Below are 16,191 nucleotides of genomic sequence, written 5' to 3'. Positions count from 1 at the left end.
CGAGGGCGCCGGGACCGGGCGTCAGCCGGCGACCACGCTCACGCGGTAGGCGCCCTTGCCCGATCGCTTCGCGCTGTACATCGTCACGTCGGCCGCGTGCAGGAGCTGCTCGGCGGTGCGCCGATCGAGGTCGGCGATCACCACGCCGACGCTCGCGCTCACCGTCACGCTGACGGTCTCCTCGGCGCCGGGTTCTCCCGTGACGAACGTCACGGGCCGGCCGATCACCTCGACGATCCGCCGGGCGACCTGGTCGGCGTCGTCGGGCAGGTCCTCGAGCAGCAGCGCGAACTCGTCACCACCGAGCCGGGCGACGAGGTCGACGTCACGGACGCAGCTGCGCAGCCGACGCGCGACCGCGACCAGGACCTCGTCGCCCGACGCGTGCCCGTACTCGTCGTTCACCTGCTTGAAGTCGTCGAGGTCCACGATCATGAGCGTCAGCGGGCGCGCCGGGGTGTCACCCTCGCGCATCACGTCGCTCAGGCGCCGGTTGAACATCGACCGGTTCGCAAGGCCTGTCAACGGGTCGTGCAGGGCCTCGTGGCGCAGGCGCGTCGCCAGGTCGTCGCGCTCACGCAGCAGCTGGTGCAGCTCCTGGACCTTCGCGTCGAGCTCGTCGAGGAGCCGGGAGTTGTCGGCGAACGCCGCCAGCTGCCGCCCGAGGACGAGGGCCGTGCTCGTGATCGCCCCGGTGATGACGATCCACGTGTGCCCGGTGAGGCCGTCGTGCACGAGGACCCAGACGAGCAGGACGTACGTCGCCGCGATCGCCGCGTACGGGAGCGTGCTGAACCGGCGGCGCGGCCGAGGGTCGAGAACGCGGGGGTCGAGACTCACCTGCAGGTACTGGATCCGTGCCGAGGCCATCAGCACGGCGCTCGCCACGACCGTGAGCCCGAGCAGCCACGACAGTCCGGAGGCGTCGACCAGCAGCGACGTCGCCGCCTGTGCCGCGCCCTCCAGGGTCGCCGCCGCCCCGAGCACCAGGCCGGCGCGCCGGGAGAACGGGGGTTGCGAGCTGAGGAACAGCTTGACGACCGCGAACACCCCGACGAGGAACAGCCCGGGACCGATCAGCACCGAGAGCAGCACCTCGGTCGCCCTCGAGCCGTCCGGGACGTACACGTAGCCGCCGAACGTCGCCGCCGCCGCCATGACGATGCCGACGTCCAGCCAGAAGCTCGTGGCGTCCTGGCGCGACCCGTTCCCGATCGGCGCCGTCACGAGCAGGGCGACGAGGATCGGGACGCACGTGCCGAGCAGCACCGAGAACGACTGGACCGTCCCGCCGAGGGCCACCGGCAGGCTCATCGGTGAGCTGGCGATCGTCATGAGCTGGGCGGTGTCCCCGACCGCGTAGGAGCCGCCGGCGACGGCGATCGCCGACCAGATCCATCGGGTGGCGCGTGCGGTGCCCGGGACGCGCGCGACGCGGGACGCGATGACGGCCAGCCCGACGTGCAACCCCAGCAGGAGCACCCAGCAGGCGACCACCTGCACCGAACGCGGACCGAGGTCGAACCCGTACGCGACGACGGACCCCAGGATCACCAGCAGGATCCCGATCAGCACCCGGTCGTGACCGAGCGAGGCGGTCGTCCGCGTCGTGGGGAGGGGCTGATCGGTGGTGTCGCCCATCAGCCCTCCTCGGACTCGGCCCGCACCGTGGTCCACACAGGCTACCGTCCACCCGGTCGCGTGGTCGCCGACGGACGGCGGCCCGACCGGGCGACGCCTCGGGGCCCGGCCTACTGTGGGCGCATGCCCGCGATGCCCGGTCACCGGCCCCGCCAGCTGCTCGAGGTCGACCTCTCCACGCTTCCCGTCGCGCCGCCCGACGACCCGGTGGCACGGCTGCTCGCTCGGGGGCGCCCGCAGCTCCGGCCGATCCTGCGCGCGCTGCACGAGGCTGCTGCGGACCGTCACGTCGTCGGACTCGTCGCGAAGATCGGCGGGCGCCTGCCGTGGGCCGCGATGCAGGAGCTGCGCCTCGGGGTGCAGGCGTTCGCGGCGAGCGGCAAGCCGACCGTCGCGTGGGCGGAGAGCATCGGCGACGGCACGGGTGACATGACGGCCTACGTGCTCGCGACCGCGTTCGACGAGATCTGGCTGCAGCCGGGCGGTGGGGTCGGGGTGCTCGGCGTGGGCGTGGAGACGACGTTCCTGCGCGGTGCGCTGGACCGGCTGGGGATCGAGCCGCAGCTCGACCAGCGTCACGAGTTCAAGAACGCGGCCGACCGGGTGATGCGCCACGAGCTCACCGAGGCGCACCGCGTCGCGCTCGATCGGATCGCGGAGTCGATCTACTCCGACGCGGTCGCGAGGATCGCCGCGGGGCGAGGTCTCGACCCGACCCGCGTGCGTGAGCTCGTCGATGCCGGTCCCCGCACCGCCGCGGAGGCGCTCGAGGCCGGGCTCGTCGACTCCCTCGGCTATCGCGACGAGGTCTACGCCGCGGTGCGACGACGGGTGGGACCCGACGCCGAGCTGTTGTTCGCGGACCGGTGGCGGCCGCGCCACGCACCGTCGCTGCCGCGCCCACGCGCGGGCCACGTCGCGCTGGTCGCGGTGCACGGGGAGATCGTGACCGGCCGGTCGCACCGCGGGCCGAGGGGACGGCAGGCCGGCAGCGACACGGTCGGCGCGGCCCTGCGCGCGGCAGCCGCCGACCGCCACGTCCGCGCCGTGGTGGTGCACGTCGACTCGCCCGGCGGGTCCGCCGTCGCGTCCGAGACGATCTGGCGTGAGGTGTGCCGGCTGCGTGACACCGGCCGTCCGGTGGTCGTCTCGATGGGTCGCGTGGCGGCGTCGGGCGGGTACTACGTCGCGTGCCCTGCTGACGTCGTCGTGGCGCTCCCGTCGACGCTGACCGGGTCCATCGGGGTGTTCGGCGGGAAGGCCGTCGTGAGCGACCTGCTCGAACGGGTCGGGCTGACGACGGGCACCGTCTCCCGCGGCGAGCGTGCGCTCATGTACTCGGCGCGGCGCGGCTTCACCGACGACGAGCGCGAACGGTTGGGGGCGTCGCTCGACGCGATCTACGACGACTTCGTCGCCAAGGTCGCGCAGGGGCGGCATCGACCGGTCGCCGAGATCGCCGAGATCGCACGCGGGCGCGTGTGGACGGGCAGCGACGCGCGGGACGTCGGGCTGGTCGACGAGCTGGGCGGCCTGCGGGACGCGGTCCGGATCGCGCGCTCGCGGGCCGGGCTTCCCGACGACGCCCCGGTGCGCCCGGCCCTGCACGTCCCGCTGGCCGCACGCCTCGGACGCCCACGGAACAGCGAGGACCCACGGGCGGTGGCGGGGACCACTGGTCTCGCTGGTCTCACTGGTCTCGTGGGCACGGACGGCGGGATGGACGGGCGAGCCGCCCTCGACGTGGTCGCCGCCGCTCTCGGGCTGCCGACGTCGGCGGTGCTCCGCATGCCGTCCGTCCGGCTGCGGTGAGGCGCACTCGGTCAGCAGAGACCGGTCACCACATGAGGCGTTGCGGCACGATCGCCCACAGGCCCTCAGGGGGCAGCGGCTCGCGCAGCACCCGCTCGGGGACGCCCAGCCGTCCGAGGACGTGCGTGAGGTTGGTGGTGAGGTCCCACAGGTAGGCGCCGGTCGGCCCCCCGATGCTGTAGCGGGCGCCGGCGCTGTCCAGCGTGTCCCAGAACCGCAGCGCGGCGGAGAGGATCGGCCGGTGCCGCTCCGGTGGGTAGACGAGCACCTCGTTCTGGGGCGACAGCAGACCGAGGAGACCGCACGGCGTCTCGAGGCACGTGGCGACGGCGTCGTCCTCACGCGTGCGCTCGACCTGCGCGGCGACCACCGCCTGGGTGAGCAGGGCGAGCGGCAGGTAGGGGAGCACGTGCGGCTGCTCGTCGAGCGGAGGCGGAGGGGGCGCCAGGGCGACCAGACCGGGCACCTCGCGCGCGTCGACGAGCGGCGGTGCTCCCGCCGTCCAGGGCTCGCCGGTGAGGAAGGCCTCGACGCGCGGCAGCATCCGGTCGCGGACCTCGGGCACGGTGCCGATCAGGTCCGCGGGGAGCATCAGGGCCGGTGTCATGGCGACCTCGCTTCGCTTCACCGTCGTGATCCACCGACTGTGCCGCGACTCACCGCGTTTCGCATCTCCTCCGCCCACCCCCACGTCGTCGAGCAGACCGAACCCTGCTGTCGAGTGGAGCGAACTCCGTTGTCGAGTGGAGCGAAATGCGGCGACACGCCCGCGTGTCACTCGCATTTCGCTCCACTCGACAACGGGGGAGGGGGTGGGGTCGGGGTCAGCCTCGGGCGACAGTGAGGAGCACGCCGGAGCCGGTGTCCACCTCGGTGCCCGCAGGCGGTTCGGCCGCCGCGATGCGGCCCTTCGCGAGTCCGGCGACGGCCTCGACGCGGGTGTCCTGCACGACGATCCCGGCCGCCTTCAGTGCGCGCCGCGCCTGCGCCAGGGTCATCCCCGTGAGGTCCGGGACCAGGACGCGACCGGGTCGCAGCACGACCCTCTGCTGCAGCCGGAACCACTGCACGAACGTCCCCCCGGTGACGTCGTCGTCCGTCGGGAGCCGCAGCACGGTGCGCCCGCCACGGAGGACGGCGTCGGCGTGCGTGTTCACGTCGAAGCCCTTCGGCTCGATCGTCGGCAGCGCCCAGCCGTCCAGCAGGAACCTGCCGAGCAGCGGGGTCTTCCACCCGTTGGCGTCGAGGACCGCCCACAGCTGGTCACGGAACCAGGCGGACGACGCGGTGGACGGCGTCCAGCGCACCCGCGTGCCGCTCGCCTCGGCGGCCCCGTCAAGGGTGACGGTGCGCGTGCCGATCGGACGTTCGCTCCACATCGCGCCGTCGTCGCCGAGGGGCCACGGCAGCTCGAGCTCGACCCGGATCGCCGGCGTGCCCGTCACGGCATCCGGTGCCAGGGCACCGTCGAGCGTCACGACGATCCCGCTCGCCAGGGTCTCCGGGTCGACGGTCGAGCCGTTCACGAACTCCGCCCCGGTGCCGAACTCGACCTTCTCGAGGTGCACCCCCGGGGTGCGACGACCCGGTGCGGCCTGGGCGGTCACGACGATCGGCGCGTGCGGGTCGTCGCCGGGGAGGCGGAGCTCGAGGGTGTCGCTGCCGGTCGACACGTCCGGCTGCCACCAGAACAGTGCGCCACCGTCCGGGGTGGTGGTCGAGTCGGCGACGTCGGAGCCGGTGCCGGTGAGGTCCGTCGGTGCGGCGTCGCCCGCCGTCGCCGGTGCGACGAGTGCACCCGACGTCGCGCGGGCGTTGACCGGGACCCCCGCCATCGGCCCGCACGCGTTGTCCACCAGGAGCCGGACAGGCTGCGGGAGCACGTGTCGGCCGACGACCAGGTGCTGCCCGTCGCCACCGACGAGCCGGAGCTCCGGACGCTCGACCAGCCGGTCGAGGGCCCCGGCGACCGTCGTCACGTGCTTGAGTCCGGGGCAGTCCGCGTGCGACCAGGCCACCTCGGTCGCGACCGACAGCCGCGCGGTCGCGACCACCTCGACGTCGACCCCGGCGGCGTGGTCGTCGAGCCGCCGCACGTGCAGCGTCTGCGTCGTCGGGCCGCCCGGGTCGAGCCGCCACCGGGCGGCCGCGACGCCGTCGGCGCCGGTGGTGAGGGTGAGCGGACCCGCCGCGCCGACCGGCGGGGTCGCTGCACCGACTGCGTCCGCGAGCAGGCCGCCGGAGGGCACCGTGAACCGCACCGGCACCCCGCTGACCGGCGTGCCGCCGTTGCGCACGACGACGCGCACCGCCTCGTCGAGCCACTCGCCCGGGAGGTCCTCCTGCCCGTCGCCGCCGACCAGGTCGAGGCCGACCAGCCCGGTGAGCGGCGGGAACAGCAGACGGCAGTCCGACTCGCGGGTCCAGAGCCCGCCGGTCCGGTGCAGGATCGCGAGCGGTGCCACGTGGCGCGGTGGTCCGGCCGGCGGCATCGCCCGTGGCGTCGAGCCGTCCACCGGCCAGTCGATCGTCCCGCGCAGCTCGCTGACCCCGTACGCGAGCCGCACCGCGCGCGCCGGGACCAGCCAGTAGTCCCCGGTCGCCGCCTGACCACCGGCGGGGAACCGGACCGTGAGGCCGTCCTCGAGGTCGACGGCGGTGGCCGACGCGCGGACCGGCCCGCCCTCCCAGCGGCGGACGATCGGTGCCCTGCCGAGGGCCGCGAGGGACGTCGGGTGGCCGGCCAGCCAGGCCACCGGCAGGTCGAGACCGTCCGGCACCCCCGCACGGGCGAGGTACCCGGGCAGTCGACGCTGCGCCCGGTCGGTGCTGGTCACCTCGACCAGGTCACCTTGCCGGATCGACAGCTCGTCGTCGCGCCCCACCCGGTCCTGCTGCAGCACCGCGTCGACACCGGGCAGGGCCGACGTCGTGAGGGCCACCAGACCGGCGACGACGCTGCCGTTCTCGCGCGACCACAGGAACGTCGTCGGGGTCGCGTCGTCGCCGGCCTCGTGCACCTGCACGCGGTAGAGCTGGTTCTCGAGGCGCCGGTAGCCGCCCGTGGTGGTGATCCGGCACGGGTCCGCGTCCGCCTCCGCGTCGCGCAGGGCCGCGACCATGGTGCGCGGCGTGCGGGCGAGCCAGTCGGTGGCGTGCAGGTCGGTGCACTGCTCCGCGTCGTCGATCCGCTGCCAGCGGACCTGCCACACCGTCTGCGCGCGCGTCGTCGTGTCCGGCCCGCCGAGCGCCGACTCGCGCAGCTCGGGCGCCTCGTCGGCGGTCACCTGGCGTTCGCTCACCTCCAGGTAGAGCGCGTAGCGGGTGCCGTCCGGCGAGGTCGGCGGCTCGGGCAGGCCGGGGTCGGCCGTCACGCCGGAGCCGATCGTCGCGAGGAACGGCTGGTCGGTCACGGCCCAGCCCGCCGGGGTTCCGCCAGACGACCGCGGCCACGACTCGGCGACCACGCCGTCCACGTAGTACCGCCCCGGGGTCACGACGAGGTCCGCCCAGGCCGTCCCGGTCGGCACCGAGCCGTCGGACGCGAGGATCGCGAACGGGCCGGCGCCGCCGTCCTCGGGCAGCGGCCCACCGCTGCGCCCGACGACGTCGAGCGTGCGGACCTCGTCGTGGTGGGCGGTCAGTCGCGTCTGCTCGTTCCAGTCGGCGTCCAGCAGGACGCGCCCCTGCTGCAGGAGCACGCTCCGGTAGTCGTGCGCCGCGGCGAAGGTCCATCGCGAGAAGTCACCGTGCATGGCCGTGCCCCACTTCCTCACCCATCGCGGACCATCCCGATCTCGAGCCCGACCGGCACGTAGCCGGCGAGCAGCCGCGCCGCCGCGTCGACGCGTCCCGGTCGTCGCAGGTGCGCGTGGACGCCCATCTCGGTGCCGCCCTCGCCGCCCGTGCGGATCTCGGCCGGGCAGCTCCCGGCGAGCGCGAGGAACGACGGCGACCCGAGATGGTCGGACGCGTACACCGGTCCTGGCGCTGCCGTCGCGTCGTCGGGCGGGACGCAGCGGAACCGGCGCGGCACGTGCGAACCCGCGCCGACGTAGCTGTACCGCGCGCACCCCGTCTGGCGGTTCTCGATCGTCACGGTGCCGTCGAGCACGCAGTCGCTCGCGGTGAGCGTCCGGGCCTCGAGGTCGCCGCGCACCGTGCTGCCCACGGCGGTCAGGTGCGCACCGGGGGCGCGGAGCCCGGTCCCGAGCGACGTGCCTGCGCCGACTCCTCTGCCCCCGCCACCGCTGCCTCCCGCGCCGACCTCCGCGCTGACCACGCTGTCCTCGACCCGGACGTCGGGGACCGTCGCCGCGAGCTGCACCCCCCCGACGGCCGCGCGGACGAGCCGCACCTGGAGGTCGTTGTTGCGGTGCACCGACCCGGCCGTGACGCGCACGGTCCCGGTCACGGTCGACTGGCTGACCGCCAGGGACCCCAGGTCGCCTGCGGTCACCACCAGGTCGCCCTCGAGCAGCAGCCCGTCGACGACGAGCGCGCTGCCCGCACCACCGGTCACGGTCATGGTGCCGTGGACGTGCGGGCGCAGGCCCTCGGGCGCGTACTGGCCGGGCACGGCCGGGAGCACCTCACCGTTCGCCCGGACCCGGGGCGACCAGTGCGCCGCCACCAGGACCAGCCGCGTCGCCGGTGGCAGGTCGATCGTGAGGTCGCCCGTCCACGAGCCCGAGTCGGCGATCGAGACGACCGTCGTCGAGCCCGTCGTCGGGACGGACCCGCCGGGGGCCGCGGTGCCGGCCCACTCGTGGGCGACGAGGTCGAGCACGTCGGGCAGCGAGGGCCCGGCCGGGTCGCCCGACCCCGGCACCGGGGAGTCCAGCCGCGCGACGTGCTGCGCGACGACCTCGGCGGCGGTGGCACGGACGTACGGGTCGGCCGCGAGGACGGCGTCGTGCACGTCGGTGCGGTCGTACGTGCCGGCGCCGACGTCCGCGAGCCCGCCGTACGCGTGGCGCGTGTGCACGGTCACGGTGCTCGTCGCCGGGTCCGGGTCGGAGGGCACCCGCACGCCGTCGCGGAACGCGGTGAGGCGTCCCGTGACCGCGTCGACCATCACCTGCCAGCCGTCCAGCACCGGCCCGGGTGTGACGGTGTGGTCCGGTGCGACGACGTCGGGGCCGCGTGCGAGGTCCTCGAGCCCGCACACGCGCACCCGCTCGGGGCCGAGCAGCGTCGGGCCGGTCAGTCCCGGTGCCTCGAGGGTCACCGCGACGGGGAGCGCACCCGCGTCCAGGTCGCCCGCCCGGGCCAGCCGGAGCAGGTCGAGCAGGCGGCGGGGTCGGAGCGGGACGGGGAGGTCGGCCTCGACGGCCAGGTGCTCGATGGTCGTCTCGACCGTCGGCACCGCGACGAGCGGGGTGTCCGCACCGAGCGGGTGCACCGACCAGCCGCCGCCGACGGCGCGCGCCGGGGCACGGTCGACCGCGTACACCTGCTGCGGGAAGAGGAACACCCCGACGTTCCCGATCCCGTAGCGACCGCGACCGCGGGCGATCCGACGCACCTCCACGGTGTGCATCGCGGGATCCAGGCTCTCGCGGGCGATCCGCGGCGAGCCGAGGTCGGCGGCGTGCCGCACGTCCGCGACGGCGGGTCGGTCGAGGCGCACGTGGTTGACGTGCGCGCTCGCCGCGAGCAGCCGGACGAGCTCGACCGCCCGCGTCGGCCAGCCCGTGACGTCACGGGCGACCTGCTCGATCACCGCAGGCGTGCCCTTGCGGCGCCGGTAGTCGACGGTGTGCGCGACGACCGCGCGTCGCCCGGGCCCGGCGGGGAGGTCGTCGATGCCGAGCAGGTCCCCGAGGTACGGCAGGGCCCAGTCGTCGGCCGTCTCCACGAACCAGCTCCGGTACAGGGCGTCGAGATCCTCCTCGAGCACCCCGAGCTCGCCTGCGACGACGTCGAGGAGGGCACGCAGCGTCCCGCCGGTCTCGTCGTCACGCGCACGGACGTGGACGGGCAGCAGCGCGAACAGGTCGTCGGCGGTGGTCACGGCGCCCCTCCCATGCGCAGGCCGAGGTCGACGGCGCGACGGGCCGCACGGGTGGCCGTCCGGGTGGCCGGACCCGGGCCGACGTCGGGCACGCCGAGCTGCACGTCACCCGGCGTGAGGGCGAGCACCTGCGCCGGCCGCAGCCCGGGCGTCGCGCCCGCCGGGGACTCCCACCGCGCGCCGAGCGCGACCAGCAGGTCCGTCGCGGGCCCTCCAGAGGTTCCCGTCGCGGACCCGGAGCCTCCCGCCGCGGCCACGAGACGCGGCATCGTGCACGCGACCACCCCGGGGACGTCGTGCACCAGCACGAGCACCTCCGCCGCGGTGACCGGCGCCGCGAAGTCCCGGACCGCGACGCCCAGGTGCGCCTCGAGCGCGGCCCGAACCGCGGCCTCGACGTCGGCCCGCACGTGGTCCGGGTCGTGCGCGATCTCGACGCGCACGCCGAACCGTCGCACCTCGCCGGGCAGGATCGCGAGGGCCGGACCGGGGTCGCGGGCGTCGTCGATCGTCCGGCGCAGGTCGGCGAGCAGCCCGGTGCTCGGCGCCGCTCCCTGCACCCCGAGGACGCTCAGCACGACGGTGCTCGTGGTGCCGTCCCAGACCGTCTCCGCGCGCGCCTGCCCGATGCCCGCGTAGCAGCGCGCGAGGTCGGCGTGGTCCGCGACCGACACCACCCGGTCGAGCGTGCGCACCCGCTGCGGCGCGTTCCGACGGGCCTCCTCGAGCGTCTCGGGCGGTGCCCAGTCGTGCGACGGGCCGGGGTTGACGACGTCGCGGATGCCGAGCGGCCGCCGGACCAGCAGGCTGACCTGGCCGGCCGTGACCGACCCGGGCGACCCGATGCCGACCCGGTAGGTCGCGACCACGTTCTCCGCACCGGTCGCGGCCCGCGCGCCGTGCACCCCGTCGCCCTGGACGATCGTCACCGGGCCGGCGTCCTCCGCGGTGTCCCCGGTCCCCGGCGGGGTGCCCTCGCTGGGCCGCACGACGTACACGCGGTCCTGCGGCCCGGCCTCGTCGAGGCTCTCCACCTGGTGCCAGCGCACGTCGTCGACGCGGACCTCGAGCTCGGGGGTCGCGCCGCTCGGGGTCCGGGCCCGCACCGAGGTCAACGGGGTGCGGCGCAGCGTGAAGCGCCGGAACGGCGTGCGACCGTCGCCGCTGCCGAGCACCTGACGCACCGTCTCGCCGTGCGTGGCCGCGACGGCGTTGGCGTGCACGACGATGCTGCCGGGGCGGTACGTGCCGGTGAGCGGTGGGTCGACGGTCACCGTCATGGTCGGGGTCCCCGGACCGGTCCCGACCGGCGCGGGGAGGTCGGTGGCGTCACGGGCGCAGCCGACGACCGTCGTCACCTCCGTGACCGGCTCGCCGGACGGGTCGACGCCGTGCACCAGGACGAGCCGACCCACCGGGAGCAGCGGGTCGCACGCCGGCACGTGCAGGGTCGCCCCCGGTGACACGGGTTCCTGGAGCGGCTCGAGCACGGCCGGCAGCTCGACCGAGGTGCAGTGCACCATGGCCTGGCGGCGGTCGAAGCCGTCGAGGTTCGCCGCGACGTCGACCCGGACGCGGGTGAGGCGCCCGCTGAGCCCGAACTTCGACGCACCGTCGGGTCGCGCGTCCTCGACCCGGTACGCCTCGGTCAGCCCGGGCTGGTCGAGCACGATCCACGAGTCGGTGAGGATCCCGCTGCGGTCGCCGTCGATCTCGATCCGGTCCGGTGCACCCGGATCGACAGCGGCGTAGCCGATCCACCGGTACACCGGGTCGGCCGCGGTCCCGACGTTCTCGATCCCGGCCGGGACACCGGTGCGGGTCGAGACGAGGAGGGCCGGGTCGGCCGCGGTCGCCCCGAACAGCTGGGTGCGTTCGGTGAGCGCGAACACCCGGACGTCCTCGCGCGCCACGAGCGGCAGGCTGCGGCGGAACCCGATCGGCGTGTCGAGGTCGAGGCGGGTCCAGCCGGGGTGGCCGTCCGGCTCGGCGACCACGGCGGCGACGGTACGGACGTCCCACTTCTCCTTGTCGCGCGCGAGCCCGGCCGTGCCGGTCACGCCGTCGGACGAGCCGGCGCCCGGTCGTCGTCCGTACTCGCGCCGTTCCGCACCGACGACGAGCACCGTGTCGCCCGGCCGGACGGTCGTGCGCGCGCCGGTGAGCCAGACCGCCGACACGTCGTACCCGAGGCCCTGGCGGCGGGCCGCGACCGCGGGCAGCGCGTTCCACGCGGCGCGCGCCTCGAGGTCGTCGGAGGTCTCGAAGGTCTGCGGCAGCTCGCCCTGGCCCGGGACCGACTGCGCAGGCGTGCCGTGCGGCACCTGGACGACGCTCGGCGCACCCGGCGCCGTCTCGACGTGGAACGCGAGCTCGACCTGCGCGGCGACCCCCGGCCGGAGCTCGTAGCCGAGCGTGCGCGCGAGCTCCCGGACGGAGCCGCGCTCGGTCGCGGTCCGCAGGTAGCCCTCGGTGGCGATCCGCTCGGAGTAGAACGCGACGACGTCGCAGACCACCGCCCACGTGTCGAGCAGGGCCAGCGACGGGTCGGTCGTCTCCTGCTGCGCGAGCCCCCGCAGCACGACCGGGCGACCCGGCGCCGCCAGCTCCGCGCGCATCGCGGCGAGGGACTCGGCGTGCACGCGCACCCGACGGTGCAGCGTCGGCTGGCCGGGCGGGTTCGTCACGTCGGTCACGACCCACCTCGCAGCACGAGGTCGACGCGGCCGTTCTCCGGGTTGTTCGGGTCCGAGTCGCAGCGCAGCACCTCGCGGGGTGCCGCGGTGATCACCCCGGCGGCAAGGGCACGGGCACTCTCGCGCACGGGCGCGCCGGACCGCGCGAACGTCGTGACCTGCACCCAGTCGAGCCCGGGCACCGCCATCGCGGCGGCGACGACGTCGGACAGGTACAGCGGCTGGCCGAACGTGAACGCGTCCGGGTGGAAGAACCCCCGGCGACCGCTCGGCAGCACGCGCGACGAGAGCGCATCGAGGAGCTGGGCCTCGACGTCCGGCCGCAGGTACCCGGGGGACACGCAGCCGTCGAGCACCAGGTGCAGCGGCACGTCGACCGGTCGGGCGACCTCGACGTCCACCCCGGCCATGCGCCGGGTCTCGAGCGCCGTGAGCACCGACGCCGGGACGGTCGGGTCCTCCGCGCGGGCGGCGACCGGGTCGACCGTGACCTCCTGCGCGTACCAGGAGCCCGTCCACCGGCGCCGCGCCACCGCCCGCTGCACGCCGTCCTGCGCCTCGGCGACGGCGGCGTAGTCGGGGGAGGTGACCGCCCGGAGCTGGTGCCGGAACGCGTACGGCGCGAGCTGGCGCACGGCCTCGAGCGGCTCCGGGTCGGTGCCGCCGGTGGCGCGCACCGGGTTCCACACGTCGACGACCGCGCCCGACGGGACGGGGGACGTCCCGTCGGGTCGATCGAGCACGAACGTCAGACGGCCCGCGGCGACGTTCCCCTGCGCGCCCGCGCCGACGCGGTAGGTGGCGCGCAGCACCGCGCCGATCGCAGGGCGTCGGCCGGCCGTCCCGTCGCCGAACCGGAGCCGGGCGACGCCGTCCTCCTCGGTCTCGACGACGACGTGCGGGTCGAGCCGACCGCTCGCGATCAGGTCCGGCTGCGCGGTCCAGGTGCGGGTGCCGTCGTCGAGCGTGAGCGCGGCGCGGGCCCGACGCGGGTCGGGGTGCAGCGCGGCTGCGGCGCTGGGCGTGGCCGACGTCGTCCCGCTGGTGCCGCCTGACCCCGTGCCGCCTGACCCCGTGCCGCCCGAACCCGTGCCGCCCGGGTCGGTGCCGTCGGCGTTCGTGCCGGTCGGGTCCGTGAACGCCAGGTGCGGGCGGCGGGTGCGCGGGCGGTACGGCGCTCCCTCGACGACCTGCGGCGGGTCGAGGAGCTCGTCGACGACCGAGGCCCCCTGGTCGGCGAGGACGACGTTGGCGAGCGCGACGGCGCGCGGGATCGGCGACCCCGACGGGCCGCGCTCGGCGACCGTGAGCGGTCCCGGCAGGGCGTCCTGCGCCCCCCACCGGATCTCGAGCACCGTGACGGCCGGGTCGAGCGCGTCCGCGCGCGTGACCGGCTCCCGGTCGAGGCGTACCGGGTACCGCCGCCCGGGGTCGCCGTTCACCGCGCCACCGGCCGAGCCGCCGGAGCCGGAGCCCCCGGAGCCGGAGCCCCCGGAGCCGGAGCCTCCGGAGCCGGAACCCCCGGGACCCGCGCCACCCCCCGGCGCCAGCTCGGCCAGCACCACGACGTCGCCACGGTGCAGCGTCGGGTCCTCACCCGCCGGCACCGCGAGGAACGCCGACGTGCTGCCGGCCGGCAGCACGTGCACCGGGTCCTCCCACGTGTGCAGCGGGATCGCGTTGCGCGCCGGTCGCACGACCACCGGGTGCAGCGTCTCCATGACGACCCCGCCGACCTCGACGACCGCGGCCGGGGTGCGGTGCCCCGGCCCGCTCGGGAAGCCGGCCCGCTCGTCCGGCACGGTGTCCGCGACGGAGGTGCGGGCCGGCAGGGTGAACGTCGTGTCCGTGGTCAGCGCGAGCCACGTGCGGGCCGCGCAGCCGTCGTGCATCGCGTAGCCGAGCAGCCGCGCGTGCCGGCGCACCGAGGGACGACGGCGGGCGGTCGTCAGGTAGGCCTCGACGCCGATCGCGTCCTGCCAGTAGGCGAGGCGGTCGCCCTGCTGGGCGAACAGCTCGACCAGCATGACGGCGACGTCGGCGGGGTTGCGGTCGGTCCAGCCGGGGACCAGGGCGGCGAGCCGGTCGAGGAGCCGGGTGCGGAGAAGCTCGTAGTCGCGCGCGAGGTAGTCGAGGACGGGCGACTCGACGGTGGTCGGCGGCTGGTCCGCGGGCGCCGCGCAGTCCGCGTCCGACGGGCAGTCCACCGAGAACGCGAACGCGTCCTGCGCGAGCGGCGGGTCGAGCTCGGTCGGCAGACCGACCCCGCCCGGTCCGACGATCCGCAGCAGGTAGCGGGACAGGTCGCCGTGCGTCGTGGTCCGCACGACGAGCGCACGGTCACGACGACCGGCGGGGACGGCGGCGCGCACGAGGTCGCGATCGGCTGCGGACACGCCCGGCAGCGGGTCACCCCCGGGGTTGGCCGGGGTCCCGGTGACGGCGGGCGCCGGGTACGCCCACGCCACCCCCACCGGGTTGAGCGTCGGGTCGGCGCGCACGCCACCGGCGACCACCACGCGGCTCGCGTCCCACGCCGCCGGCACGGGTCCGCGCATCAGGTGGACGACGAGCGTGCGGGCCACCGGGGCGCCGGCGACGTACCCCGGGCTGCCGACGTGGTTGGAGAGCACCTCGACGAAGTCGATGCCGTCGGGGGCGGTCGGCGCGCCGTCGAGGAGGGCGCGCCGGGCATCCCGGTCGACCGAGGCGACCAGGGCCGCGGTCTCGTCCGCCGGCGACGACGCGGTGACGCTCATGGCACGCCCCCTGTGCCTGCTGTGCCCGATGTGCCGCTCGCGTTGCTCACCCGCAGCACCCGCCGCTCACCCACGGGCGCCTGCAGCGGCGAGTAGACGATCGTGACCTCGAGCGTCGCCTCGTGGGAGCGCACGTCGACCTCGTCGATGCGGAGCAGGTCGCCGAGCCACTGCTGCAGCGCCCCGTGCACCAGGGCCGACGTCGACCGGGCGAGGGCGTCGTCCGTCGGCGCGAACACCAGCCGGTCCACGCCGCTGCCGAGGTCGGGCCGGTTCACGCGTTCGCCGGGTCGGGTGAAGAGCACCTGCTCGACCAGGCCGCGCAGGTACTCCTCGTCGTCGACGAGAGCGGTGCGGCCCCGGGTGTCGAGCCGCAGCGGGAAGCCGACGTGGGTCATGTCGCCTGCACCCTCGGCTGGGCGACGACGACCATGAGCGGCACCCCGGTCGGGACGCACGTCGCGGTCCCGGTCGCGATCACGAGCGGCTGACCCATCGAGGTGACGCGGACGGTCCCGACGCTCCACATCGCGGTCGCGCACGGCCCACCGGCGTTGGGCGGGAACGTGCAGCCGGCGATCGTCCACGGCGGCGGAAGCAGGAGCGCGGGCTGGCCCCCGAGGGTGACGCGCGGGCTCGGGACGGTCGGCTGGGCCTGGCCGCCGTGGGCGCACAGCACCGTCGCGCCCTGCTGGACGAGCGGAGCCGGCATCAGATCACCTCCAGCGCGCCGTTGTTGACCGACACCGAGGCCGCGGACAGCACGACCTTCGACGCGCCGATCGACAGCTCGATCCCGGAGGCCGTGCAGGACACCGTCATCGGGACCGGCACCGCGGGCGGCCCCACCGAGATCGTCAGCCCGCCGGCACCGGGCAGGTCGCTGAGCTCGAGCGAGATGCCGTCGGTCTTCCACACCTTCATCTCCGCGATCGCCGGGCTCGCCGGGACCTCGCCGACACCCCAGAAGCAGCCGGCGAGGATCGCCCGGTCGAGGTCGCCCCCCTCGAACTCGACCCACACGTTCGCGCCGACGGGCGGCACCGCGAACAGCCCGACGCCGTTGCCCGCGTACGGCACGCACGGCATGGCCCACGCGAGCGTCCCGTCGCCGAGGACGCGCGGCACCGAGACCTGCACGCGGCCCTGCTGCATCGGGTCGAGGTTGTTCGTCACCGTGCCGCGGTACTTGCCGTAGTAGCGGCGTGGTCCGGTCGGGCTCGTCATGGCAGCCCTTCGCTCGTCGTGGCCCGCGACCGGCGGCGGC

10 protein-coding genes are annotated in these 16,191 nt (G+C 75.5%); 1 reads left to right on the top strand and 9 read right to left on the bottom strand.

Features of this window, described 5'->3' with window-relative positions; all coding sequences use genetic code 11:
- Window positions 1-21: 21 nt before the first annotated feature.
- Complete coding sequence (locus LJB74_RS09160) at window positions 22-1,641, bottom strand: GGDEF domain-containing protein (RefSeq protein WP_259308243.1); 1,620 nt, start codon at window positions 1,639-1,641, stop codon at window positions 22-24.
- A gap of 123 nt (window positions 1,642-1,764) precedes the next feature.
- Here LJB74_RS09160 and sppA point away from each other — a divergent pair, with 123 nt between their 5' ends.
- Entirely contained in the window at window positions 1,765-3,453 is a 1,689-nt protein-coding gene (sppA, locus tag LJB74_RS09155; RefSeq protein WP_259308242.1) for a signal peptide peptidase SppA, read from the top strand.
- Between the two features lie 25 nt (window positions 3,454-3,478).
- On the opposite strand, the gene LJB74_RS09150 is transcribed toward sppA, so the two are convergent.
- The 8 genes from LJB74_RS09150 to LJB74_RS09115 all read right to left on the bottom strand — a co-directional run bounded on the left by LJB74_RS09150 (window position 3,479) and on the right by LJB74_RS09115 (window position 16,151).
- Window positions 3,479-4,081: a hypothetical protein gene (locus LJB74_RS09150; protein WP_259308241.1), complete on the bottom strand. Its 603-nt coding sequence runs from the start codon at window positions 4,079-4,081 to the stop codon at window positions 3,479-3,481.
- A gap of 196 nt (window positions 4,082-4,277) precedes the next feature.
- Window positions 4,278-7,229 carry a PASTA domain-containing protein gene (locus LJB74_RS09145; protein ID WP_259308240.1) on the bottom strand — a complete coding sequence of 984 codons (2,952 nt, stop codon included), beginning with the start codon at window positions 7,227-7,229 and terminating at the stop codon, window positions 4,278-4,280.
- Window positions 7,226-9,469, bottom strand: coding sequence for a hypothetical protein (locus LJB74_RS09140; protein ID WP_259308239.1), 2,244 nt, complete (start codon window positions 9,467-9,469; stop codon window positions 7,226-7,228). Before LJB74_RS09140 ends, LJB74_RS09145 begins: the two co-directional genes overlap by 4 nt.
- Window positions 9,466-12,165: a baseplate J/gp47 family protein gene (locus LJB74_RS09135; RefSeq protein WP_259308238.1), complete on the bottom strand. Its 2,700-nt coding sequence runs from the start codon at window positions 12,163-12,165 to the stop codon at window positions 9,466-9,468. Before LJB74_RS09135 ends, LJB74_RS09140 begins: the two co-directional genes overlap by 4 nt.
- A complete protein-coding gene (locus LJB74_RS09130) occupies window positions 12,162-14,924 on the bottom strand; it encodes a putative baseplate assembly protein (RefSeq protein ID WP_259308237.1) in 2,763 nt (920 codons plus the stop codon). Before LJB74_RS09130 ends, LJB74_RS09135 begins: the two co-directional genes overlap by 4 nt.
- Complete coding sequence (locus LJB74_RS09125; protein ID WP_259308236.1) at window positions 14,921-15,322, bottom strand: GPW/gp25 family protein; 402 nt, start codon at window positions 15,320-15,322, stop codon at window positions 14,921-14,923. The genes LJB74_RS09130 and LJB74_RS09125 overlap by 4 nt, the downstream gene beginning before the upstream one ends.
- Window positions 15,319-15,636 (bottom strand): hypothetical protein, encoded by a 318-nt coding sequence (locus LJB74_RS09120; protein ID WP_259308235.1) that lies wholly within the window; start codon window positions 15,634-15,636, stop codon window positions 15,319-15,321. Before LJB74_RS09120 ends, LJB74_RS09125 begins: the two co-directional genes overlap by 4 nt.
- Window positions 15,636-16,151 (bottom strand): phage baseplate assembly protein V, encoded by a 516-nt coding sequence (locus tag LJB74_RS09115; protein WP_259308234.1) that lies wholly within the window; start codon window positions 16,149-16,151, stop codon window positions 15,636-15,638. Before LJB74_RS09115 ends, LJB74_RS09120 begins: the two co-directional genes overlap by 1 nt.
- Window positions 16,152-16,191 lie beyond the last annotated feature (40 nt).

Origin of the sequence: Cellulomonas sp. P24 (assembly GCF_024704385.1) — a bacterium.
GTDB lineage: Bacteria > Actinomycetota > Actinomycetes > Actinomycetales > Cellulomonadaceae > JAJDFX01.
The sequence above is the reverse complement of the archived record's forward strand: the minus strand, read 5'-3'. Positions and strand labels throughout refer to the sequence as shown.